Source organism: Terriglobus sp. 2YAB30_2 (assembly GCF_052114765.1).
Lineage (GTDB): Bacteria > Acidobacteriota > Terriglobia > Terriglobales > Acidobacteriaceae > Terriglobus.
In genome coordinates, this window is sequence record NZ_JBFRFJ010000027.1 from 1 (window position 1) to 22,235 (window position 22,235).

Genomic DNA, 22,235 nt, shown 5'->3' on the forward strand with positions numbered 1-22,235 from the left:
TGCGGCTCACTGGGAAAACTCAGAACAAAGAGACACCCAACTCGCCCCTTGGACAGACTTCTACAACCAACAAAGACCTCATGCTAGCCTCAACCTACGCCCGCCCATCAGCAGGCTCCAGATGTCAACAACCTCTTGACCTCCTACAGACACCCAGCAACAGGGAAAATGCTCTACTGCTCACCCGCGCGTTGCCGCGCTGCTTCATAGAGAAGGATGCTGCCTGCCACGGCGGCGTTCAGGCTTTCTGTCGGTCCCGGAGTGGGGATGGTAATGCGTTCATCGGCGAGGCCGAGTATCGAGGCTGAGAGCCCCGCGCCTTCATTTCCCAGAAGGATGGCACAGGGCTCCACGAGGCCGGCCTTGGTTGCCGGAATGCCATCTGCCGGGACGGCCGCAAGAATCCGGACTCCGTTACGGCGCAGCAGATCGATGGTTGCCGTATCCCCGGCAATGATCGGCAGCCGTAGCGCCGACCCGGCGGAGGCACGCAACGCTTTCTGATTCCAGGGCGAGACAGTCCCTGAAAGCGTTACCAGGCCGGTGGCTCCGAAGGCCTCCGCCGTACGGATCAGGGTGCCAAGGTTGCCCGGATCCTGAAGCGCCTCGGCAACGATGATCAGCGGTTTGCCGCGCAGCAGCGCTTCGGGGGAGTGCCGGGGAGGAGTAACCAAAGCGGCAACCCCCTGTGGGGCCTCCGTCGCCGAAATAAAGGCATCCTTTGCGACGGAGATGACCTCCAAGGTCGGAGGCAGAATAAGGGATGCCGGAAGAACCCGGTCCTCGCGCAAAAAGACGGACTTTACCTCGAGGCCACTGCGTAGGGCCTCTTCCAGCAGGTGCTCGCCTTCAATGCCGATATAGCCTTCGGAGAGCCGGGGCAGTCCGTCCAGCGCAGCTCGAAGCTGCTTTAAACGGGAATTCGTTCGGCTGGTGATCAGGAAAGGCATCAGATTTTTACCATTTTAAGGCTTTTCGGATGAGAGACTAGGGCAACTTTCGACGTGACATTCGACCGATTGCGCTCCTCTTACGAGAGATTTTTTAGTTGCGTTTGTAGTCCAAAGCAAAAAGAACACGTCCAAGAGGCTCATGAAGGAGCTACATGCAAGGAAACAAATTCGCCGGCTCTGGCACGGCGACATCCCCCGCGTCCTGCACCTCTGGTGAGGTGGCATGACGACAGTTTTCGCGACGCGCACGAAGCGTTCTTCGTGGTTCTCCCGCCTTCGGGACAGTTTCGATTCTCCGGTCCGGCTCCTACCCGCGATAGTCTTCTTCGCTCTGGCGATTCGGCTGGTCGTTGCTGTATTCGCCGCCGGTGATATTGCCAAACCAACGCTCGATCACGGCGATTTCGGCGCCGAGATGGGGTGGGTTGCCCGCAGCCTCTTCTTCGGCCATGGCTTCAGCGCGCCTTTCCTGCCGTTGACCGGACCCACGGCGTTGGTCCCACCCATCTATCCGTATCTGATGTCCGGGGTCTTTCGGCTGTTCGGGCTCTATACGTTGCAGGCTGCCTATGTATTGCTGGCAATCAACAGTCTCTTCTCGGCGCTGACCTGCATTCCGGTCTATTTCAGTGTTCGTAATGTCGCCGGTCAGCGAGCGGCGCGTTGGGCAGCATGGGGTTGGGCGCTCTATCCCTTCGCCATATACTTTTCCGCATCCCAGGTCTGGGACTACGCTCTGACTTCGCTGCTTTTTGCCTGCTGCTTCTGGGCAGCACAGGGGCTACACCGTGCCCACCGCTCCATCGGCTGGGCTGCCTTCGGTGTGCTCTTCGGGGTTACGCTGCTTTCAAACCCCTCGGTCCTGACTTCGCTTCCATTCCTGCTCCTGCTTGCCGGCTGGCGTGTACGCCGCGAGGGTGGACCGTGGATCCGCCGTATGGCTGTTGCAGTGCTGGCAACGATCGTCGTTGTCCTGCCATGGTCGATTCGCAACCAGCGTGTCCTGCATACGGCCGTCCCCCTGCGCGATGGTTTCTGGCTCGAGTTCTACGCCGGCAACCATGGAGACGCTTCGGTCACGAATCCTCCTTCGGCGCATCCGGCGAGCGATGCCTATGAGATGAAGAAGTGGACCGAGATGGGAGAGACGGGATACCTGGCGGAAAAGCATGACCTTTCCGTACGTTTCGTCCGTGAGCATCCTCGCTACTTCGCGGCTGTCACGTTGCGCAGGGCTCTGCGCTACTGGACCAGTTTCTGGAGCTTCGATCGTGCTTATCTGAAGCGTGAGCCCTTCGATGTTCCGAACTTGTTCTTCTGCACCGGTCTCACACTGCTGATGCTACGCGGTATCCGCCGTTGGCTGCAGAAGGACTGGCGTTCGGTGATGCCGTACCTAATACTCGTAGTGTTGTTTCCCATTCCGTACTATCTGACGCATGCATCGATGGATTATCGTCAGCCGATCGAGCCACAGATCCTGGCTCTTGTCATCGTAGGCCTGGTAGGAATGCAGCCACAGGAAAGCTATGTGGCCGAAGAAGAGGATGCATTCGCGGTCGACGCGGAGCTTCAACCCGCCAACTGAGTCGGCTGTAGGTGGCAGAGCGGGTGTCAGGAGAATTTTCTTCCTGCCACTCGCAGCCATCAGGTTCTTGCATGTCTCCGGGGTTTTGCTGCAAGAGTTTCCAGGTGGGCAGACAGGGCAGTACGCGCATCTTGCAGCGCATCCAGCGTGTGTTCCAGCCTGGTAATCATTACGGCCCCCTCCAGGGTAGAGATGATGACGTTTGCGGTGATCTTCGGAGAAGCGGCACCCACGATCTCCCCGGTGTGTATGCCATCATCCACAATCTTCATCAGGCGCTGCTGCCAGTTTTGCAGTGTCTTTTTAGCGAGGTCACGTAACGCCGGGTTGCCGTCGTCACAGTCCATGGCTGTATTCAGCAAGGGACACCCTCCTGAAACCGGGGATCGTACTTCGACGAAATTGTCGATGATGTGCCGCAGTTTGCCGAGGGCGGTCGGCACTTTCTCCAGCCCTTGCAGGCGAACCTCCAGCACCGCATTCCAGGCGAACTTGAACGACTCCATCGCGAGCTCTTCCTTGCTGCTGAAGTGGCGATAGATGCCGCCCTTTTCCAGGCCGGTGGCTTCCATCAGCTGTGACATGGTTGCGCCCTCGTAGCCATATGCATTGAATACGGGGGCCGCCTGGGCAATGATGCGTTCGCGCGTCTGCTGGCCTTTTTTCATTTGAATCGTTCTCCTGCCCGGCTCCATCTTATCTCCACCTGAGACCGAGCGGTCTCATATTTTGGATGTCAAAAGAGACCGATCGGTCGCATGAAAGGATGCAGTCGTGACAGAGAGCCGAAGGCAGGTGAATCCATGGGTGGTGGCGCTGACCGTAACCATCGCTACCTTCATGGAGCTTCTGGATACCTCTATTGCCAATGTGGCTCTGCCGCATATCGCTGGGGGATTAGGTCGCAGCTTTGATGAGGTGACCTGGATTCTGACGACCTACCTGGTGGCTAATGCTGTCGTTTTGCCGATGTCGGCATGGCTGAGCCGCGTCTTCGGCCGAAAGACCTACTACATGATCTGCGTAGCGCTCTTTACCGTCACCAGCTTCTTCTGCGGTATCGCGCCCAGTCTGAATGTGATTCTGATCGCTCGCGTGCTGCAGGGAATTGCAGGTGGGGGCCTTGCACCGGTAGAACAGGCGATTCTGGTCGATACCTTCCCGCCTGCAAAGCGGGCCAGTGCTTTTGCGCTTTATACCGTCGCCATCGTCACGGCGCCGGCGATCGGTCCTGTTCTTGGTGGCTGGATTACCGATAACTTCAACTGGCGCTGGGTCTTCTTCATCAACATCCCTATCGGCGCGCTGAGCCTGTTTCTGACTGAGCGTTTTGTGCACGACCCTCCGGCCTTTGAAGAAGAGCGCCGCAAGTTGAAGGCGCAGGGCGGCGGCAAGGTAGACGGCGTCGGTATTGCGCTGATCGGTATCGGCTCGGCTGCACTTGAGCTCGTGCTCGACCGCGGCCAGATTGACGACTGGTTTGGCAGCACGTCTATCAGCTGGCTGTTTGCAATCGCTGTAGTTTGCTGGGGAACCGCAATCTGGTGGGAGCTGCGCACACCCGATCCCATCGTGGAGTTCCGTATGCTTGCAAACCGGAACTTCGCGATTGCCTGCGCCTTTTATTTCATCTTCGGTTTAGGCCTCTTCGCGACGACAACGATGATTCCGCAGATCCTGCAGAGCCTGTACGGATATCGCGCGCTCGACGCCGGTCTGGTGCTTGGTCCGGGAGCACTGGTGATTACCTTCCTCGCTCCTGTCGCGGCGCAGCTGGTGCAGCGTGGAATTGTGCACCCGCGCATGATGATCGGCGCCAGCCTGACTGTCGTCGCCGCCTCGATGTTCTATTACAGCCGTCTGACGCTGCAGTCTGACTACTTCCATTACGCCTTTGCCCGCGCCTATCAGGGATTTGGATATGCCTTCCTCTTCGTTCCGCTCACGGTGCTGGCGTACTCGCAGCTTAGGCCTGACCAGAACAATAAGGCGTCGAGCCTGACGAATCTCTTTCGCAACTGGGGTGGGAGCTTCGGCGTGTCCTTTGTCACCACGATGAGCGAGCGGCGGCAGAATTTTCACGAAGATCGCTTGTCAGCGTACTTCTCTTCATCCAGCGATGCGCTGCAGCAGAATGTGAGGCAGATTTCAAGCTACCTCCAGATCCACGGCTACAGCGTAGCCGACGCCACGCGTGGAGCATATGCGCAGCTCTATGCTCAGTTTGAGGCGCAGACTCGCATGCTCGGTTTCATGGACTGCTTCCGCTTGATGGGCTGGATCACTCTTCTCGCTGCGCCATTAGTGCTTCTGGCAAAGCATTTCAGGGCGGGTGGAAAGGCGCCGGCAGGCCATTGAGACAGGATGAGGTTTTTAAAAAAGGAAGAGACTCCCAGCATGGGAGTCTCTTCCTTTTTCGGAGGAGTTGCGACTTACATGTGGGAGTCAGCCGTGGTTGTCGATGACGCAGACTCGCTGGCATGAATGTCAGTGTTGGCTTGTTTGGTGGCTTTCTTCGCCTCCGCCTTCGCATCGGTACCCGCTGCTGCAGTGGACTTGATGGCCTTGTCGAGGCTGACGGCGTTCGAGCCGGTCATCTGTGACTGCAGGCTGGCGAAGGGAATGTTGAGATTTCGTGCAACGTGCATCGCAGCAACGCAGTTGCCGAGATCTTTGAAGCCTGAGCAGGCGGTCTGAAGATTTCCGCCCGGGATCGAAACACCRCTGTTGCCTAGGGTAGAGGTGAGCGATGAGTCGAGATGCGTATTGGTCAGCACCTTGTCAGGGGACTGCCTGGATGCGCTGACGTTTGCGGAAGTCGCTCCGTTCACACCAACATTGGTGCGACCGGCGCCAGCGTTGGCGCCAAGCCCTGCACCCGTACCGGCACCCAAACTATCGGAGCCCAGGCTACCTGCGCCAACACTACTGGCACCCAAATTACCGCTACCCAGACCAGTGCCTGCTGAGCCGACGCCAGCACCCGCACCACCGCCGAGACCAACGCCCGAGCCAATGGGGTGAGCGCGCTGCGCAAAAGCGGCAACACTGAAGAAAAACATGAGGGAGAGAGCAAGAGAATGCGTCCGATATGACTTTTTCATTTTTTTATTCCTCCAACGGCTGAGATTGAAATGCCGAATCAGGGAAGGCCGGGCGACGCGCCGGGAAAGATTTTATCCAGACCGTATACCGGCCCTTTCTGTCGAGCTTGAACCGACGTGTTGGGGAACACACCGGAACGGGGATAGCCGACCTGACAGAACCAGACACAGTCCTGTGGGGATAGTTGCAGTCATTTTGAGAAGACAGGATTGCGAGAAACAATATGTGTTACGGAGGTAACAGGAAAGAGGGAAGGACTGTTCGTTGCAATGTCTGGCTACGCCGTTTTCGATGGCTCATAGGCAACCAAAAACAGTGCTTGTTGTACTCTGAATGAGTTTCAGAGGGACCGTATTGAGCGCTGACGTTGTTCGTATGCATCCGGATGAGCCGGAACCGGAGCTGGTGGCGTATGTTGCCCAACGCCTGAATCAGGGCGATGTGGTCGGTATGCCGACCGATACCTTTTACGGGCTTGCCGTGGATCCCGTTAACCTTCGCGCCGTTGAGCGTATCTACGAGATCAAAAAACGCGCAAAGTACAAACCGCTGAGCCTGCTTCTTTCTGAAGTATCGCAGTCGTATGAGCTGGCTCGTGATCTTGATACCGCCTTCGATCGTTTGACAGAGAAGTTCTGGCCGGGTCCCTTGACCATCATCGTGAAGGCCGGCGGCAAATTGCCTCTGCGCGTTACCGCCCAGACGGGCAACGTTGCGCTACGCGTACCGGAGGCAGCGATTCCGCGGGCAGTGGTTGCCAAGCTTGGACTGCCGATTACGGCAACGGCGGCAAACATGTCGGGACTGCCGGAGTGTACGCATGCCAACGGTGTCCGGGAGCAGATCGGCGATCAGATTCCGCTGATTGTTGACGGTGGACCCACGTCCCGGACCCAGCCGACGACCATTGTCGATCTCAGCGGCGGCGGCTCATCGTGGATGATTCTGCGTGAAGGTGCGATCCCGACTCATGAGATTGCGCTCGCACTGCAACGGGCCTGATCGTTAGAGCATTTCTCCTGTATGTGTAGTGTAGGGCTTCCGTATCTATGGGCGTTTTCCGCAATGAAAACGCCGCTGCACGCTCCTTTCAGGGTACCCAGGAACAGGAGAAATGCTCTGATACTTGCCATGCTTCGTATGATGAAAGCACATGCCTGAGCGAAAACGGCACTTCTGGCGATGGTTGCTGCTCCTGGTTTTATTGGCGGCCCTCTCGTGGTGCGCCTGGGTTTATGGCCAGATTGTGCAGGTCGCGCAGGAGGATCAGGCGCAACCGGCAGATGCGATTGCCGTGTTTGGCGCGGCCGAGTATGGCGGCCGCCCCTCCCCTGTATTGCACGCACGGTTGGATAAAGCTGTGGCGCTCTATCGCAGACAGGTCGCTCCCGTCATCGTGACACTCGGCGGAGGTACGGAGAAGGACTCCGGCCGGACCGAGGGTGGGGTCGGCCGGGATTACCTGTTGGCCGAGGGAGTTCCCTACGAACAGATCATTCCTGAGACCCGCTCCATCGACACAGAACAACAGGTGGAAGTGCTGGCAGAGCTGGCACGCACACAAAACTGGCGGCATGTGGTGGTCGTCAGTGACGGATCGCATCTCTTTCGCATCCGCGAACTGTGCCGACAGGCCGGTTTGAATGTCTGGACCTCGCCTCGCTCTGTCTATGGGCGCATCAGCCCCTGGGACTACCGGATGCGGATCGTGCATGAGATTGTCAGCTACACCGCCGTCCGGCTTCATATTCCCGCCAGCTTTGTTCATCGCTGGTGGATCGGGGCAGAGGACCTTTAGGGAGACAGATTCCGGGTGCCCCATGTCCCTCGGGAAAATGGGTTATTCGAGCTCGAACCCGTTTTACCGTGAGCGGCAGAATGGAGAAATCTATTTCGGGCTCTGATTCTTACCGCAGCAATCCAATCCCCACCGCAGCCACAATCGCCGCGACCAATGTCGATAAAAAGTTCACCAGGTCATTGCCCAGCCAGCCTGCCCGTTCCACGGTCGCTCCCAGGAGCGTATCGAAGAAGAGGCCAAGCACCGCGGCGAAGAAGGCGACTGCCGCTACCTTCGGAGTCAGCAGGAGGGCCCACCAGCCGATGCCGGTCACGATGGCCGCTCCGGTAACGCCCGCGAAGGTGCCCACCATCGAGATGGCGCCGTCCGTTCCTGGCGGGACGCGCCGAAATCCAAGCCACGGCTCTCCGCCGAAGACCTGTCCGATCTCGGAAGAGATGGTGTCCGCCGTCGCTTCGGCCAAGGCTGCCAGACATGCTGCCAGCGATGCGAAGTAGCTGAAGGGGTAGGGAAGTTTGAAAAATTTGCCAAACAGCCATGCACCAAGCCAGGTGACGATCAGCGCCGCCACAGCCAGGTTGGCGGCGACTTGCGACGCCGTTCTTCCGTGCTTCGGCTCGGCCAGACCTGCACGCTCTTTCTCCGCACGCCGGACCCGTGTTGCTGCCCAGGTCAGAAGGAAGAGCGCCAGTAATGGAGTCAGCGCGGAATGCAGCAGGTTGCTGTTGTAGTCACGGGTCCAGGCGATCAGGTCGAAGCAAACTAGCGCTCCCATCAGGCAGCCACCCAGCGTCGCCGAGCGCAGGGCGAAAACCACCATCGCGAAAGCCACGGCAATCGCAAGAGGCCCTGCAACGAAGGGAAATCCCGCGCGTCCATAACTGAAGGCAAAGATGGAATAGCAGGTCAGCAGCAGGGAGCAGGCGCAGGCGGCCGTCAGTAACTGTGACTGCAGCCGGTCACGGGACGCAGGGATGGTTTTTCCGGGGATAGAGAGTGTGGTCTGGCTCATGCACCTGTGATTTACAATCGGCTTTGAGCATATCGGACCTCGGTCTGTGTTTGGGAGATGGTTTGGCGTCAGAAGTGCGGTACGGAAAGAAAGTGCTGGCGAAGGCCGGTGCAGTGTTGGCGGCGGCGGCAGCGCTGGTTCCGTTGAGCGGTTGCGGCAATACGTATCGCGCCGTCGTGAGCTCCATCAACCCCGTTGGTCCGGCGACGCAGCCGCAGAAGCTGCTGGCTGTGGTCTCGGATCCCGGAAGCGGACAGCCCGGTCTGATCACGGTTGTCGATTTCTCCGGCGACACGGTTCTGGCGATTGCGAATATTGCTCCGAAGCCGACGTATTTCGATCTGGCTCCGGCGAGCAACGGCGGTACGGGATACTCGCTGCATACCAGCTCCAGCGGTACGGTGATGAATAACTTTGACGTCTCGCCTTCGTTGAAGACGAACATCGTGTATTCCACGACGTTGTTCTCCAATGCGAATGCGAACTCGCTGTTTGCGACCTCCTCGGGAGCGTTCGTCAGCGAGCTTGGACGGTCCGCTGTCGGCCAGATCATCGGTGGTTCACCGGCTTCGCTGCGCCAGGAGTATGACGTTGCGGCCAATCCGCAGTACGTTGTGGGTCTTAGCACCGGCACGCGCTACTACGCGATCAGCCAGGGTTCAGGCTCCACCGGTTCGGTGGCCGCGATTGATACCTCGACCAACACGATCTCCAGTTCCATCAATGTCGGTACTCAGCCGGTCTATGGTGTGATGACCTCCGATGCAAAACGCGTCTTTGTGATGAACAAGGGCAGCAATACGGTTTCGGTGATCAACTCACAGGCCAACACCGCTGACGCCGCGCATCCCTCCATCACCGTGGGTACCGCGCCTGTCTGGGCCGATGTTGTCAGCTCCATCAACGAGCTTCTGGTGCTGAACCAGGGTTCAACGACCAGCTCGCTTAGTGTGATCAACATCCCGCTGTGCAACGCCAATAGCGCAACCAGCAACCCGAACTGCGACACCAACAACCCGGTGGATGCGACAGACTTCGGCACGGTTGTGGCTACGGTGCCGCTGGGCATCAACTGCACTCAGGTATCGGCGCTCCAGGATGGAACCCGCGCTTATGTCATGTGCAACGACGATCCCACTGCATCTGATGCCAGCAACGGTCTGGTCTACGTTGTCAATCTGACCACGAACACCGTGACGGCGAAGGTGAAGGTTGTCGGTCATCCGAACTGGATCACCGCGGTCACCGGCACGCCGAAGGGCAAGGTCTACACCACTGCCGGCGATTCACACCTTCTCACTGTCATCGATACCAGCACCGATACGCGTTATACGACGATCGATATTCTGGGCAACGGTGTTTCAGTCCGGCGTAACGCGCAGTAACGGACAAGAAATCGAAGTTCAAGAAGAAGGGCGGCCGATGGCCGCCCTTCTTTCGTTTCTTCAATCATTCAATGATTGAATTCTTCAATTCCTTCCGGAACTACATTCCCACCATGATGATCGGTAGTGTCGGAACTTGCGAGCCGCCGCGGTTCTCAACGGTCACTCCGAACGCCTTTGCATTCACGCCCTTCGGCACGTCCGGCAGCACGATCGCGGCGTTGCCGCGATCGTCGGGCAGGAAGGTGCCGGCAGGGATCGGCGAACGGTCTGTTTCCGACGGGATGATCCATAGTTCATAGGTCTTGTCCGGCGTTACGGGAGCGATGTTGCTGGCCAGAAAGAGCAGCATGCCGCGGTCGGCGCGGTAGATCACGCGTCCGTTCGGCGATGGAGCAGTCTCCGCTCTTGTGAGGGTTACGCGCTGGGTCGTCTTGTCGGAAAGAGAATCCAGAATCTCGCGCGCTCTGGCCGCGTCTTCTGACAGGCTGGCCATCTGCGCCGTATTCATGCGCAGGCTGCGCTGCAGCTCTTCGCGCTGGCGATAGAGGTGGTAACCGCCAAAAGCCAGTCCGGCCGCCACAGCCCATCCTGCCCAACCAAAGATGATGGTACCGATGCCTGCCTTCCGCGGGGTCTCGTCATACTCGTCGAAGCCAGACGCTCCATAGCTGGCAAAGGGAACAGAGCCCTCAGCGCCTGCTGGACGCAGTGCCGTTTCAGGCTGGGGCACGACTCGTTTTTCGCGGTTGACCTGCGTCATCAGCCGCTGACGCGCCAGGACAGGAGGCGTCTGCATCTCTGCCGTATGGGCAAAGGCTGCAAGGTCACCCTGGATGGTCGCCAGCTCACGGCGGCATTCCGGACAGTGGCGTACGTGTGCTTCTACGAGAGCCGTTTCCTCGGGCGTGAGGAACTGCATGGCGTAGAGCGCCAGGTCATCGGCCGATATGTGCTTGGGCTCGATCATGCCTGGAAGCTCCTGCGCAGTGAGATCAACGCACTGCGGATGCGGGTTTTTACGGTGCCGAGAGGATCTCCGGTCATCTCGGAGATCTCCATGTGGGTCAGGCCATCGAAGAAGGCCATCTCGAGCGTTTTGCGCTGCTCGGCCGGCAGGTTCTGGATTACGGTGCGTGCCTTCTCCATCAACGCGCTGCGTTCCGCTTCGTCGGCCAGGTTGAATCCGGAGGAAAGAATGACGTCTTCAACGGAATCGGTCGGGCGACGCCGACGCAATGCGTCGATGGAACGATTGCGCGCCACTACAGCCAGCCACGCGCCGAGCGTGCCTCGTGTCTGCTGAAACCTGTCCGGATTGCGCCATATCTGCATGAACACGTCCTGCAACACATCCTCGGCGGCGCCGGGATCTCGCAGAACCCGCAATGCAACCGAGTAGACAACCCGGGAGTAGCGGTCATAGAGCGACGCCATCGCCTGTTCATCGCCTGACTGAACAAGGGCGAGCAGGGATGCATCATCGCGCATCTGGATTCCGGACTCGCTCTTCACTTCAGGGTCTCGATACATGAACGATTCAGCAGCTCTTGCAGATTTATGTGGGTCTAACCAAGGGTTTCATGCCATGAAAGCGCACCTTCAGGACGTCGTGCAAGCATGGCACATCCTGCTCATTCTACAGAGATTCCTGTACTACGCGCAGGGGTTGGCTTGAGTGTACCCTGCCAGAAGTGGCATCCATAGCAAAACTTCGTTTGGACAAACTGCTGATGGAGCGCTCGCTCGCTCCCAGCCGCGAACGCGCGCAGGCCATGATCATGGCAGGCCGCGTGCTCGTGAATGAACAGAAGCTTGATAAGCCGGGCGCGTCTATCGCGGTCGACTCAGCGATTCGTATTCTCGGCGATGATCTGCGCTATGTCAGCCGTGGCGGCTTGAAGCTCGAACACGCTCTGCAACAGTGGAAGATCGATCTAAACGATTTGTTCTGCCTGGATATCGGCGTCTCCACCGGCGGGTTTACTGATTGCATGCTGCAGCATGGAGCGTTGCGCATTCTTGGTGTCGATACCGGAGCCGGACAGATCGCCGAGAAGCTGCGCCAGGATACGCGCGTCGATCTCCGCGAGCGAACGAATGCGCGTTTATTGCAGCCGGGTGATCTGCCGGTGGGAATCCGCTTCTTTGCAATGGATGTCTCTTTTATCTCGGCGACGCTGGTGTTGCCGCCGGTGGTTGGTGCATTGCGGGCTGCGGGAGGCGGCGCGTGGAACGGGCGGGCTGTGATTCTGGTGAAACCGCAGTTTGAAGCGGGCAGGGAAGCTGTCGGAAAAGGTGGCATTGTTCGGGATGAGGCAGCGCAGCGCGGCGCTATCGAGAAAGTGCGACAATGTCTCGCCGAGCTTGGAGGACGGGACATGGAAGTGATCGATTCTCCCATCCTTGGTGGAGAAGGGAATCGGGAGTTCCTTCTACACGTCGTCTTCAGCGCGGCGGAAGGTACACTGAGCTAGCATGCGCAGGGTCGCCCTTATCTCGAAACCGCAGAAAGCTGAGTTGGAAACCATCATGCCGGAGCTCGCCTCCTGGCTGAAGTCACGGGGCTATGAACCCATCTTCGACGAGCAGTCTGCGATCTACGCTCATGCCGGGAATGGCATGCATCGTGACGAGCTGGCCGCCCTTCAGCCGGAGCTGGTGGTTGTGCTGGGTGGCGATGGAACGCTGCTGAGCGCGGCGCGCGCCTTTGCCAAGACGGCAACTCCGATTCTGAGCGTGAACCTGGGCTCCCTGGGATTTCTGACGGAGATTCCCATCCAGGATCTCTACAAGGCGCTCGAAGCCTGGTGCGTGAACTGTTGCGAGATCGATCAGCGCGGCATGATGCATGCCGAGCTGTGGAGAGGGGGGAAGCCCTTCCATGAGTTTGAGGCGCTGAACGATGTGGTGATCTCCAAGGGGGCGATTGCCCGCATGGGAGACTTCACCATTACGCTGAACGGAAAGCTGGTCGCGACCTTCCGTGCCGACGGAATGATCGTGTCCACTCCGACTGGTTCTACGGCATACTCACTCGCGGCCAATGGTCCTATCGTCATGCCGGATGTCAATGCCATGATCGTCAATGCGATCTGTCCGCATCTTCTGACCATCCGCCCGATCGTGGTGCATGGCGACTCCGAGATTCAGATCAAGGTGGAAGGCATGGCTGATCAGACGTTTCTGACCGTCGATGGACAGGAAGCTGTTGCGATGGAAGTTGGGGACGAACTCCACTGCCGCCGCTCGCAGCACGCCGTCCGGTTGATTCAGCAGTACGACACCGGTCTCTTCGATGTACTGCGCACGAAACTGAAATGGGGCGTACGTTAGGGCGATACATTCAGTTGCTGAATCTTTCCTTTCGATGAAAACATCTGACCATCTGAATTCGGACTAATGTAGACTGAATTAGGTGGAAAAGATGTGCCTGAGTGAGATGAAGGTGGGCCAGCACGGTCGTTTGGAGCGGGTCGATTTGCCGGAAGAGGTAGGCGATCACCTCGCGCATATGGGTTTTCTGCCTGGGGCCGGTGTCCACGTCCTGCGGCGTGCCCCCGGAGGCGACCCCACCGTCTATCGGGTTGATGGCATTGAAGTTGCATTACGTCGTGAGACTGCCAGCCATCTCTTCATGACCCCCATCGAGAACGTTCAATGAGCTCCTGCTGTACCCCCGCGGAATCGAACGCCGCCGTTCTGACGGCTCCACCCCTGCCTGCGTCGCAAAAGGGACACATCCGGACGATCGCTCTCATTGGCCCGCCGAACTGTGGAAAATCGACGCTGTTCAATCGCTTGACCGGACTTCGGCAGAAGGTCGGCAACTATCCGGGCGTCACGGTAGAACACCATTCCGGCAGGATGAAGGCCATAGGCCGCAGCGACCTCGCGCTGATCGATCTTCCCGGCATCTACTCGCTCGCCACTTTTTCCGAAGATGCCCGCGTCGCCGTCGATGTGCTGAAGGGTCAGATGCCCGGCGTTCCCGCGCCCGATGCCGTACTGCTGGTGCTCGATTCCACCCACATGAATCGCCAGCTAATGCTGGCAGCCCCAATTCTCGCGCTCGGTCTGCCCACCCTGGTCGTTTTGAATATGTCTGACGTGCTTGAGTCGCGTGGCGGCAAGGTGGATGTGCTTGCCATGGCACGGGAGCTCGGCCATCCCGTCGCACTGATCTCCGCTGCGAAGGGAGTCGGGCTGGATCGCATTGCGGACTTCCTCAGTCAGTACGGCAACTTCGAGGTGACCCGGCCTGGCGCCGTGAAGCTGCCTGTGATTCAAAGTGCTGACAGCTATCGGAACTGGGCCACCCAGGTTAGCTCCCGTACGCGCTATCAGCAGCCCAATGCCCCCAAGTGGACGCGTCGTCTTGACCATGTGCTTTTACATCGTGTCTGGGGTCCATTGATCTTTCTTGCGGTCGTCATCGCGGTCTTTCAGGTGGTCTTTGGTCTGGGACAACCGCTGAGCGATGGTCTTGGGAACCTGCTGACAGGCTTGGGCGTGAAGATTGCGGCGCTTCTGCCTGATGGCTGGATGCGTGCGCTTCTGCGTGACGGTCTCTGGAACGGCGTGCAGTCGGTCCTGGTCTTCCTCCCCCAGATCCTTCTGCTGTTCGCGTTTATTGGCATCCTGGAGGACTCGGGATATCTTGCCCGTGCCGCGCTGATCGCAGATCGCGTCATGCGTTCCATCGGTCTGAACGGTAAGGCCTTCATTCCGTTGCTCAGTGCCTACGCCTGCGCCGTTCCAGCCATCATGGCGACCCGCACCATTGAGAACAAGCGTGACCGCTTTGCCACGATTCTGATCGCGCCGTTCATGACCTGTTCGGCACGCCTGCCGGTCTATACCCTCATCATCGCGGCCTTCGTCCCGGATCGTAGGCTGCTGGGAAGTTTCGTCGGCCTGCGGGCCACCGTTATGCTGAGCCTCTATGTGCTCGGTTTCCTCGCGGCGTTGTTTACGGCCCGTGTACTCAAGTCCTCTTTGCTGAAGGCATCTTCGGCTCCGTTCATCCTGGAGCTGCCGCAGTACCGCTGGCCTACGCTGCAGGGCCTCGGCATCCGGCTCTACGATCGTGCGAAGCTCTTCCTGCGCAAGGCCGGAACCATCATCCTGGGAGTCACCTTCGCCGTATGGGTTCTCAGTGTTCTGCCGGTGCATACCGGCCAGTTCTCTGAGCTGACGGATTCCGTCATCGGTCATGTGGGCCACTGGATCGAGCCTGTCATTCGCCCGCTCGGCTTCAACTGGAAGATCGGCATCGGCCTGCTCAGTTCCATCGTTGCGCGCGAGGTGATTGTCGGTACGCTGGGCACTCTCTACGGTGTCGATCCGGAGACGCACGCACTTGGTCTGCAGCAGGCGCTGCGCGGTGACATGACGCTGGGCGGGGCGCTGGCGCTGGTGGTCTTCTTTGCCTTTGCACTGCAATGCACCTCTACCATCATCATGGTCCGCCGCGAGACCAATAGCTGGCGCTGGCCGGCGATCCAGTTCACGTATATGACCGTATTCGCATACACGGCGGCGCTGGTTACCAACCAGATCGTGAATCTCATCGCCCGTTAGAGCTTTTTCCTGCAGGTGTCGTGTGGGGATTCTGCACCTATGGGCGTTTTCCGCACTGAAAACGCCGCTGCCCCCTTTCCCGGGATAACAGGAAAAATGCTCTAGAATCTTCTGGCCGCGCGATGCCGTTTTGCAGCATCCAAGTTGGCAACATGAAGACGATCTTTCGCCCTGCACCGATTGTCCGTCGCGTTGAACTCGACGTAGCCCATCTGGATGAGAGCACTCGCAGCCGCCGAGGGCTGTTCACGGAATGGATTGTCACCAATGGCCTTGGCGGCTATCTTTCCGGTACCGTGGGCGGCCTGAATACCCGCCGCTATCATGGCTGGTTGATCGCCGCTTTACCTGCTCCGCACGGGCGCACCATGATGCTGAATCATTTKCGCGAGCGCCTGATTGTCGGTGAGCAATCCTATGTTCTGGCCTGTGACGATCTGGTCCATAAGGACGCTGTCGCCCCCATCAGCCCATACCTCACGGAGTTCCGGCTGGAGAATGGACTTCCGGTCTGGGTCTTCCGCTGCGGCGGGAATGTGATTGAAAAGCGCACCTGCATGGTTCATCTGCAGAACACGGCATACATCACCTACACACTGCTGGAGGGGGAGGGGGGACGCCTGGAGGTGCAGCCGGCGATGCACGTGCGGTCGCATGATGACTCGCTGGCGGGACCGCCGGAAGAACAGTATCGCTGGACCGGTGTGGAAGACGGTTTCGAGCTGTATGTCAGCGACGATCTTCCCGTACTCAAGCTGGTCTGGAATTGCGGCGAGTGCGGTTTCCAGATGAAGACCCAGCGGCTCGATAACCTGCGTTATCGCATTGAGCAGGCTCGTGGCTACGACTGGGAAGGCTCTCTCTGGTCTCCTGGAGGCTTTACGGGAGAGCTGCGGCCCGGAAAATCGGCTTCCCTTACGGCATCGACCGAAGATTGGGAGAAGGTTCGGGCCCTCTCCCCTGGTGCGGCCTTCGCTGCGGAATTGGAGCGGAAGCGCCGGCTGCTACGGACCGCGCCACCCGAGGCAAGGGAAGGATTTCCCGCAGAACTCGTGCTTGCGGCCGACCAATTTTTGATCACTCCAATAGGACGTACGGCAGACCAGGTCCGAGCTCATGCCGTGGGAGACGAGATTCGTACTGTGATCGCCGGCTATCACTGGTTCACGGATTGGGGCCGTGACACCATGATTTCGCTGGAGGGGCTTACTCTGTCCACCGGCCGCTATCGCGAGGCGGAATACATCCTTCGCAGCTTCGGCAATTACATCCACAACGGTCTGATCCCAAATATGTTTCCCGAAGGAAGAACGAGCGGTTTGTATCACACCGCCGACGCAACGCTCTGGTTCTTCCATGCCATTGACCGATATCTGCAGGCAACCAGCGACTGGGAGACGCTTGAGTTCCTGCTACCGAAGATGGTCGATGTTGCCGAGTGGCATCTGCGTGGCACCGACTTCGGCATCTATATCGACCAGAACGACGGTTTGATGGTTCAAGGGCAGGACGGGTATCAGCTTACGTGGATGGATGCCAAAGTCGGCGACTGGGTAGTAACACCTCGACGTGGCAAGGCAGTGGAACTGAGTGCGCTCTGGTACAACGCGCTTCGCCTGTTGGTGGAGTGGCTGGAGGCGCTTGAAGATACTCGTACGGATCGAGCTCGCTATCTGGAATGGGCAAATCGGTGTCGCGACAGCTTTAACCGCCGCTTCTGGAACAGCGAAAAGGGCTGTCTCTTCGACGTGGTCGATACCTTTGAAGGCGGAGACGATGCTCAGATCCGGCCAAATCAACTGATCGCAATCTCGCTGAAATATCCCGTGCTGGATGAATCGCGATGGAAACCGGTGGTTGAGCGGTGCATGCGCGAACTACTTACTCCAATTGGCCTGCGGAGCCTGGCGAGGGGAGAAAAGGACTATAAGGCTCGTTACGACGGCGACCTGCTGGCCCGGGATGCGGCGTACCACCAGGGAACGGTATGGGGATGGCTGATTGGACCCTTCGTGAATGCGTGGCTGAAGGCCTTTCCTGATCGAGAGGAGAAGGCGCCGGCTTTTCTTCACGGCTTCGATCAACACTTCTATGAAGATGGCGTGGGTACCATCAGCGAGATCTTCGATGCCGAAGAACCCTTCACGCCTCGCGGCTGCATGGCGCAGGCATGGAGCGTCGCCGAGGTGCTGCGGTGTGAGGTCATGCTGCGCCAAATGCGTTCGGAGAGAGGGCAGCGGAAAGAACTGGAGAGCGCTGTAAGCCGATGATATAGTTCGGCACACATGTTCCAGAATTGGTTGAGCTGTTGTGGCGCTTTCGTGTGCCTTGTCGTCCTTACTGCCTTTCGTGCCGGAGCACAGGATGTATGTCTGTTGCCTTCCGGGCTTGCCCGGCCTGCTTCCGGCAATATGTTTACCGACGAGCAGGAAAACATGCTCGGCGATGTAATGGCCGACTGGATTGAGCATCGCGAAGCTCTCGTCAAAGATGCTGCCGAAAGTGCTTATCTCGAAAAGATCGGGGCCCGGCTTCTCGCGGTCTTGCCGCCCACTGGAATCAAGTTTCGTTTTCTTCTCGTGGACTCAAGCGAGATCAATGGTTTCAGCCTGGCCGGAGGCCGGGTCTATCTCACCCGCAAACTTGTGGCGACCGCTCACAACGAAGATGAGGTCGCCGGGGTGCTGGCGCATGAGATCGGTCATATCGTTACCCATCAATCCGCGGCGGAGGTTTCCGAACGGTTCCGCCGTCTGCTGAAAATAAATACGGTGACAGACCGCGCGGATATCTATGAGAAGTTTGTCCGCGGCATGGACGTTCCGGATAGCAAGGCCCGTGATTCCGATTCCGATGCGGACCAGGCGGTCGCGGACTCGATCGCGCTTTATGCCATGGCAAAGGCCGGATATGCGCCGACTACTTATGCGGAGTTCTGGGATCGGAGTTTCTTCGTTGAGGGGAAAACGGGGAGCGGGTGGTCCGATTTCTTTCATATGACCAAGCCTTCGCAGAAGCGGTTGCGCAGTCTGCGTGCCATGGCCTCCTCGCTGCCCCCAGGGTGCGGAGCAAAGACTCCGTCTGTAACTGGGGCTTTCAAGGCCTGGCAGGCAATGGTCATCGCAAACCAGCGCACTGAGGGAACCGAGTCTGCCGGCACCAGCGTCACGCTGGAGCCTGCGCTACGAATGGATTTGGATAACATTCGCTACAGCCCTGACGGCAAGTATCTGCTGGCCCAGGATGAAAGCTCCATCTTTGTTCTGAATACCGCTACCCGTAAGTTGCTCTTCCGTTTTGACGCAGATGAGGCCTGGCCCGCAATGTGGAGCCCGGATTCGAAACGGATTGTCTTTCATACGCCTAAGTTGCATATCGAAGAGTGGGATGTTGAACAGCAGAAGCTGCGCGTGGCGCGTGAGTTGGTCACAAGAAATGATTGCGTGCAGACAGCTCTTTCGCCCGACGGGCGAACATTGATCTGTGTCGCCTTTGGGGAGCTAGCGGAACTTACGGTGCGGTTGCCCTTCGATCTCTATCTGCTTGATACGGAGAGTAGCCAACAGATCTTTGTGAAAAAAGATTTTGCCAGCATTGGTGGGTATACCGCTTATTTCTGGTCGTTCCTGCACGCACTTGGAGGAACAGTACAGCCGGTCTACCTGGCATTTTCTCAGGATGGAAATACCGTGGTGCTAGGCAATGGCGTCGGCAAGCTTGCGTTTGATCTGCGCAGCAGAAGTGAAATTCCACTAGGTGGAGACTTTAAGAACAAGGTAAGTGGTCCGTTTGCTTTTCAGGCCAGCGGCATTGCCGGAATCGATTTCTTTGAACCGAAGAACTCCGGGCTATTCAGCTTTCCCGACGGACACCGCATCTCGAAAGCAAGTCTCAACGTAAGGGATCTGGCAAGTGTTTCCTCCGGAGACCTTGTCAGCACATTAGGGAAGGATGACTCCCGGATCGTGCTGGATTTCAAAACGGAGCAGGGTGTTTTGCGAACAAAGGCCACCTTCGACATACACGGAGAAAATGTCGCTATACAAGGTGTGGATGGCGGTATTGAGCTGGGTACGATTCGTCCCGAGGTTAGACTTCAGGACAAGGTGGGGCTTCCGCTCAGTCCTCTTGCAAGCTTGAGAGTGATGGAACTCTCTCCGGATGGCAAATTCCTCGCGCTTTCGGGGAAGACCCGCGGTGGCGTCTGGAACGTTACAAGCGGCAAGCAAATCTATAATCTGCACGGCTATACCGGTGTTGCTTTTCATAAAGATGGCAGTCTGTATCTGGATCTTCCAAAGCGTGAAAAGTCCGAACGCTCAATCTTCAAGTTGCAGCTGGACCAGTCCAGCATCACTAAGTCTCAGATTCAACTCAAAGACGAGATGCGGGTTGTGGCCGGCAAGCTGTTGGAGTGGAAAACCGCCGAAAAGAATAAATCGATCCTGTCTGTGAAAGATGTCGCCAGCGGCGAGGAACTCTGGACGCGGACCTTCGGAAAGCAATCCCCTTATGCGAGAACCAATGTGGCGGATGGAAACTTTCTGCTGATATGGAATCTTGGCAGCAACGGCGGGAAGGCTGAATTGCAGGCTCATCCGGAACTTTCCATGCAGGCCGCAGCTCTTAAAGAACGTTCTAACGGATTAATTCTGGAACTTCTCAATGCCGATGATGGAAAGCTCAAGCAATCTGTCGTGCTGGAGAGACCACGTGCCTATGACGGTCCAGCCTGGGTCTATATGGTTGGCGATGCCGTACTGATCGAAACCTCAGACCATCGCACGCTGATCTACTCCGTAAAGACCGGAGCGATGGTGAAGCAGGTCTTCGGCTACATGGTTGCGGCAGATAGCGAATCGGGTCTGTTCTGTATCCGCAACCGCAGCAATGAAGCTTTGGTCTACGACCTCACCGGTATAGAGAAGGCGCATGTGAATGTCGGCTCTACCATCCGTTTCGCGCGCTTGAGGGACAACGGCCACAAATTGCTTCTTCTGGGTGCAGATCAGAAGCTGCGCAGCTTCGATCTCACGGCTGCTAAGAAGTAGTGCTCGGTAGGCGGCGAGCCATCTTCAGCAGGCGTTCGTCGAAGCCGCCGACACGGAACCAGCGGTAACCGTATGGTTCCATCTGGATGCAGTACCGCCCATCCGCATCTTCTTCAAGAAAGCTGTGATCCTTGGACAGGATATTGATAAGAGGGACACCTTCTTCCGCGCCATCTCCGATGGTGCCTGGAGCTAGCCGAAGCTCGATGGGATCAGCGCTGAAGTTGTGCAGTACGAGCGTGTGATTTCCGCGCCAGTCGTAACGGATACCGAGAATTTGGCTGCGTCCGGTATCGATGATCTGGAAGTCGCCCCATCCGATCTCGGGTGTTTCCTTACGTATGCGGATCATGCGCTCCATCCAGTCCATCAGCGAGTTCGGATCGCGGCGTTGGTCGGCGACGTTTACGTGTTGGTAGCCGTATGCTCCCGCACGAATCGTCGGTATCTTCGACCGTGTGGCCGAGGTGAAACCGCCATTACGATCATTGGTCCACTGCATGGAAGTGCGGCAGCTATAGCGCTCCGGTAGCGCCAGGTTGTCACCCATGCCGATCTCATCGCCGTAACGCAGCACGGGAGTGCCAGGCAGAGAAAAGAGCAGGGAGTAGGCATGTTCCAGCCGCCGTCGATCGCCATGCAGCATTGGCGCGAGGCGCCGGCGAATGCCACGGTTGTAGAGCTGCATTTCTTTGTCCGGGGCGAATACCTTGAAGACCTTGCGGCGCTGCGCTTCGGTCAAGCGGCCGAGGTCCAGTTCATCGTGATTCCGTAGAAACGTGGCCCATTGTGCGGTTGCAGGGCGTGGCTTTGTCTGCATCAGAGATCTCTGCAGCGGGCCTACATCTCCGGTTGCCAGCGAATAGAACAGGTGTTGGTTGACATTGAAGTTGAACATCATCGACAGGCGTTCACCGGCTTCGCCAAAGTACTGCATATCCGAAGAAGGCAGCACGTTCGCTTCGGCGAGGATGATGGCGTCTCCCTTGCGCCAGCTGAGAAACGCCGCAAAGGTGCGCAGCATGTCGTACTGTTCCACCGCGCGAGTAACGTCGGGGCCCTTGGTAGCGATGACAAAGGGAACGGCGTCCATGCGGAATCCGGATACACCAAGTTGAATCCAGAAACCCATGATCTTCAGGATCTCCGCCTGGACCTCGGGGTTTGAAGTATTCAGGTCTGGCTGAAAGTTATAGAAGCGATGGAAGTAGAACTCTTTGGCGGCTTCATCATAGGTCCATGTCGTTCGTTGCACCCCGGGAAAGACCATGCCGCTATTCGCATTCCTCGGCTTCTTCTTCGACCAGACGTACCAATCGCGATAAGGGGAGTCAGGGCTGCTGCGCGCAGCTTTGAACCAGGGATGCTGCGTTGAGGTATGGTTGATCACCAGATCGATCATGACCCGCATGCCGCGCTGTGCGCAGCCGTGGGCAAACTCTACAAAGTCGCCCAGAGTTCCATAACGCGGATCCACACTGTAGTAGTCCGTGATGTCGTAGCCGTCATCTTTTTGTGGAGATGGTTGAAAGGGCATCAGCCAGATGGCGGTGACGCCCAGCCCCTGAAGATAGTCCAGACATTGAATCAGGCCGCGGAAGTCGCCGATGCCGTCCCCATTGCCGTCCAGAAAACTCTCAACCGAAAGGCAGTAGACAACGGCGTTCTTATACCAGAGGTCGTTAATCATGCCTTCGGTTAGATGCTGATTATCCCGAAAAGCGAAACGGACACCGATCGGTGTCCGTTTTCTAATC

19 protein-coding genes are annotated in these 22,235 nt (G+C 57.9%); 12 read left to right on the forward strand and 7 right to left on the reverse strand.

Going from position 1 to position 22,235, the window contains the following annotated elements; all coding sequences use genetic code 11:
* Positions 1 to 139 (forward strand): integrase core domain-containing protein (locus AB4Y89_RS23205; protein WP_442301842.1); only part of this gene is annotated, 139 nt, incomplete at its 5' end.
* Between the two features lie 34 nt (positions 140 to 173).
* Here the strand turns inward: AB4Y89_RS23205 and AB4Y89_RS23210 are convergent.
* Positions 174 to 950: a TrmH family RNA methyltransferase gene (locus tag AB4Y89_RS23210; RefSeq protein ID WP_442303324.1), complete on the reverse strand. Its 777-nt coding sequence runs from the start codon at positions 948 to 950 to the stop codon at positions 174 to 176.
* A 226-nt stretch (positions 951 to 1,176) separates the two neighbouring features.
* Here AB4Y89_RS23210 and AB4Y89_RS23215 point away from each other — a divergent pair, with 226 nt between their 5' ends.
* Positions 1,177 to 2,541 carry a glycosyltransferase family 39 protein gene (locus AB4Y89_RS23215; RefSeq protein WP_442303325.1) on the forward strand — a complete coding sequence of 455 codons (1,365 nt, stop codon included), beginning with the start codon at positions 1,177 to 1,179 and terminating at the stop codon, positions 2,539 to 2,541.
* A gap of 59 nt (positions 2,542 to 2,600) precedes the next feature.
* On the opposite strand, the gene AB4Y89_RS23220 is transcribed toward AB4Y89_RS23215, so the two are convergent.
* Positions 2,601 to 3,236, reverse strand: a complete 636-nt coding sequence (locus AB4Y89_RS23220; RefSeq protein WP_442303326.1) for a TetR/AcrR family transcriptional regulator — start codon at positions 3,234 to 3,236, stop codon at positions 2,601 to 2,603.
* Between the two features lie 79 nt (positions 3,237 to 3,315).
* Here AB4Y89_RS23220 and AB4Y89_RS23225 point away from each other — a divergent pair, with 79 nt between their 5' ends.
* Positions 3,316 to 4,899, forward strand: coding sequence for a DHA2 family efflux MFS transporter permease subunit (locus tag AB4Y89_RS23225; protein ID WP_442303327.1), 1,584 nt, complete (start codon positions 3,316 to 3,318; stop codon positions 4,897 to 4,899).
* A gap of 74 nt (positions 4,900 to 4,973) precedes the next feature.
* Here AB4Y89_RS23225 and AB4Y89_RS23230 read toward each other — a convergent pair whose 3' ends face one another.
* A complete protein-coding gene (locus AB4Y89_RS23230) occupies positions 4,974 to 5,645 on the reverse strand; it encodes a hypothetical protein (RefSeq protein WP_442303328.1) in 672 nt (223 codons plus the stop codon).
* Positions 5,646 to 5,979: 334 nt separating this feature from the next.
* Between AB4Y89_RS23230 and AB4Y89_RS23235 the strand changes: the two genes are divergently transcribed.
* The gene (locus AB4Y89_RS23235) at positions 5,980 to 6,648 is read left to right on the forward strand and encodes an L-threonylcarbamoyladenylate synthase (RefSeq protein ID WP_442303329.1); all 669 of its coding nucleotides are present in this window, start codon (positions 5,980 to 5,982) and stop codon (positions 6,646 to 6,648) included.
* 151 nt (positions 6,649 to 6,799) lie between these two features.
* Positions 6,800 to 7,444, forward strand: a complete 645-nt coding sequence (locus AB4Y89_RS23240) for a YdcF family protein (protein WP_442303330.1) — start codon at positions 6,800 to 6,802, stop codon at positions 7,442 to 7,444.
* 109 nt (positions 7,445 to 7,553) lie between these two features.
* Here the strand turns inward: AB4Y89_RS23240 and AB4Y89_RS23245 are convergent, their stop codons facing one another.
* A complete protein-coding gene (locus AB4Y89_RS23245) occupies positions 7,554 to 8,459 on the reverse strand; it encodes a DUF92 domain-containing protein (RefSeq protein WP_442303331.1) in 906 nt (301 codons plus the stop codon).
* A gap of 62 nt (positions 8,460 to 8,521) precedes the next feature.
* Here AB4Y89_RS23245 and AB4Y89_RS23250 point away from each other — a divergent pair, with 62 nt between their 5' ends.
* Entirely contained in the window at positions 8,522 to 9,844 is a 1,323-nt protein-coding gene (locus AB4Y89_RS23250) for a YncE family protein (protein ID WP_442303332.1), read from the forward strand.
* 100 nt (positions 9,845 to 9,944) lie between these two features.
* Here the strand turns inward: AB4Y89_RS23250 and AB4Y89_RS23255 are convergent, their stop codons facing one another.
* A complete protein-coding gene (locus AB4Y89_RS23255) occupies positions 9,945 to 10,814 on the reverse strand; it encodes an anti-sigma factor (RefSeq protein ID WP_442303333.1) in 870 nt (289 codons plus the stop codon).
* Positions 10,811 to 11,377 (reverse strand): RNA polymerase sigma factor, encoded by a 567-nt coding sequence (locus tag AB4Y89_RS23260; RefSeq protein ID WP_442303334.1) that lies wholly within the window; start codon positions 11,375 to 11,377, stop codon positions 10,811 to 10,813. Before AB4Y89_RS23260 ends, AB4Y89_RS23255 begins: the two co-directional genes overlap by 4 nt.
* 185 nt (positions 11,378 to 11,562) lie before the next feature.
* On the opposite strand from AB4Y89_RS23260, the gene AB4Y89_RS23265 reads away from it, so the two are divergent.
* The 6 genes from AB4Y89_RS23265 (at position 11,563) to AB4Y89_RS23290 (ending at position 20,478) form a co-directional block, all read left to right on the forward strand.
* Complete coding sequence (locus AB4Y89_RS23265; RefSeq protein WP_442303335.1) at positions 11,563 to 12,321, forward strand: TlyA family RNA methyltransferase; 759 nt, start codon at positions 11,563 to 11,565, stop codon at positions 12,319 to 12,321.
* A 1-nt stretch (position 12,322) separates the two neighbouring features.
* On the forward strand, positions 12,323 to 13,180 hold the full coding sequence (locus tag AB4Y89_RS23270) for an NAD(+)/NADH kinase (protein ID WP_442303336.1): 858 nt from the start codon (positions 12,323 to 12,325) through the stop codon (positions 13,178 to 13,180).
* Positions 13,181 to 13,271: 91 nt separating this feature from the next.
* The gene (locus AB4Y89_RS23275; RefSeq protein ID WP_442303337.1) at positions 13,272 to 13,508 is read left to right on the forward strand and encodes a FeoA family protein; all 237 of its coding nucleotides are present in this window, start codon (positions 13,272 to 13,274) and stop codon (positions 13,506 to 13,508) included.
* Positions 13,505 to 15,427, forward strand: a complete 1,923-nt coding sequence (gene feoB, locus AB4Y89_RS23280) for a ferrous iron transporter B (protein ID WP_442303338.1) — start codon at positions 13,505 to 13,507, stop codon at positions 15,425 to 15,427. The genes AB4Y89_RS23275 and feoB overlap by 4 nt, the downstream gene beginning before the upstream one ends.
* 152 nt (positions 15,428 to 15,579) lie before the next feature.
* Positions 15,580 to 17,697 carry an amylo-alpha-1,6-glucosidase gene (locus AB4Y89_RS23285; protein ID WP_442303339.1) on the forward strand — a complete coding sequence of 706 codons (2,118 nt, stop codon included), beginning with the start codon at positions 15,580 to 15,582 and terminating at the stop codon, positions 17,695 to 17,697.
* 51 nt (positions 17,698 to 17,748) lie between these two features.
* Positions 17,749 to 20,478, forward strand: coding sequence for a M48 family metalloprotease (locus tag AB4Y89_RS23290; protein WP_442303340.1), 2,730 nt, complete (start codon positions 17,749 to 17,751; stop codon positions 20,476 to 20,478).
* Here AB4Y89_RS23290 and AB4Y89_RS23295 read toward each other — a convergent pair.
* Positions 20,468 to 22,168, reverse strand: coding sequence for an alpha-amylase family protein (locus AB4Y89_RS23295; protein WP_442303341.1), 1,701 nt, complete (start codon positions 22,166 to 22,168; stop codon positions 20,468 to 20,470). The two genes, AB4Y89_RS23290 and AB4Y89_RS23295, sit on opposite strands and share 11 nt — an antisense overlap.
* Between the last annotated feature and the right edge of the window lie 67 nt (positions 22,169 to 22,235).

Excerpts from the sequence above, each read along its gene's own strand:
- feoB (WP_442303338.1), top strand. The coding sequence starts at position 13,505 with ATGAGCTCCTGCTGTACCCCCGCGGAATCGAACGCCGCCGTTCTGACG.
- AB4Y89_RS23260 (WP_442303334.1), bottom strand. The coding sequence starts at position 11,377 with ATGTATCGAGACCCTGAAGTGAAGAGCGAGTCCGGAATCCAGATGCGC.
- AB4Y89_RS23295 (WP_442303341.1), bottom strand. The coding sequence starts at position 22,168 with ATGATTAACGACCTCTGGTATAAGAACGCCGTTGTCTACTGCCTTTCG.
- AB4Y89_RS23235 (WP_442303329.1), top strand. The coding sequence starts at position 5,980 with ATGAGTTTCAGAGGGACCGTATTGAGCGCTGACGTTGTTCGTATGCAT.
- AB4Y89_RS23255 (WP_442303333.1), bottom strand. The coding sequence starts at position 10,814 with ATGATCGAGCCCAAGCACATATCGGCCGATGACCTGGCGCTCTACGCC.
- AB4Y89_RS23270 (WP_442303336.1), top strand. The coding sequence starts at position 12,323 with ATGCGCAGGGTCGCCCTTATCTCGAAACCGCAGAAAGCTGAGTTGGAA.
- AB4Y89_RS23220 (WP_442303326.1), bottom strand. The coding sequence starts at position 3,236 with ATGGAGCCGGGCAGGAGAACGATTCAAATGAAAAAAGGCCAGCAGACG.
- AB4Y89_RS23240 (WP_442303330.1), top strand. The coding sequence starts at position 6,800 with ATGCCTGAGCGAAAACGGCACTTCTGGCGATGGTTGCTGCTCCTGGTT.
- AB4Y89_RS23275 (WP_442303337.1), top strand. The coding sequence starts at position 13,272 with ATGTGCCTGAGTGAGATGAAGGTGGGCCAGCACGGTCGTTTGGAGCGG.
- AB4Y89_RS23210 (WP_442303324.1), bottom strand. The coding sequence starts at position 950 with ATGCCTTTCCTGATCACCAGCCGAACGAATTCCCGTTTAAAGCAGCTT.
- AB4Y89_RS23215 (WP_442303325.1), top strand. The coding sequence starts at position 1,177 with ATGACGACAGTTTTCGCGACGCGCACGAAGCGTTCTTCGTGGTTCTCC.
- AB4Y89_RS23245 (WP_442303331.1), bottom strand. The coding sequence starts at position 8,459 with ATGAGCCAGACCACACTCTCTATCCCCGGAAAAACCATCCCTGCGTCC.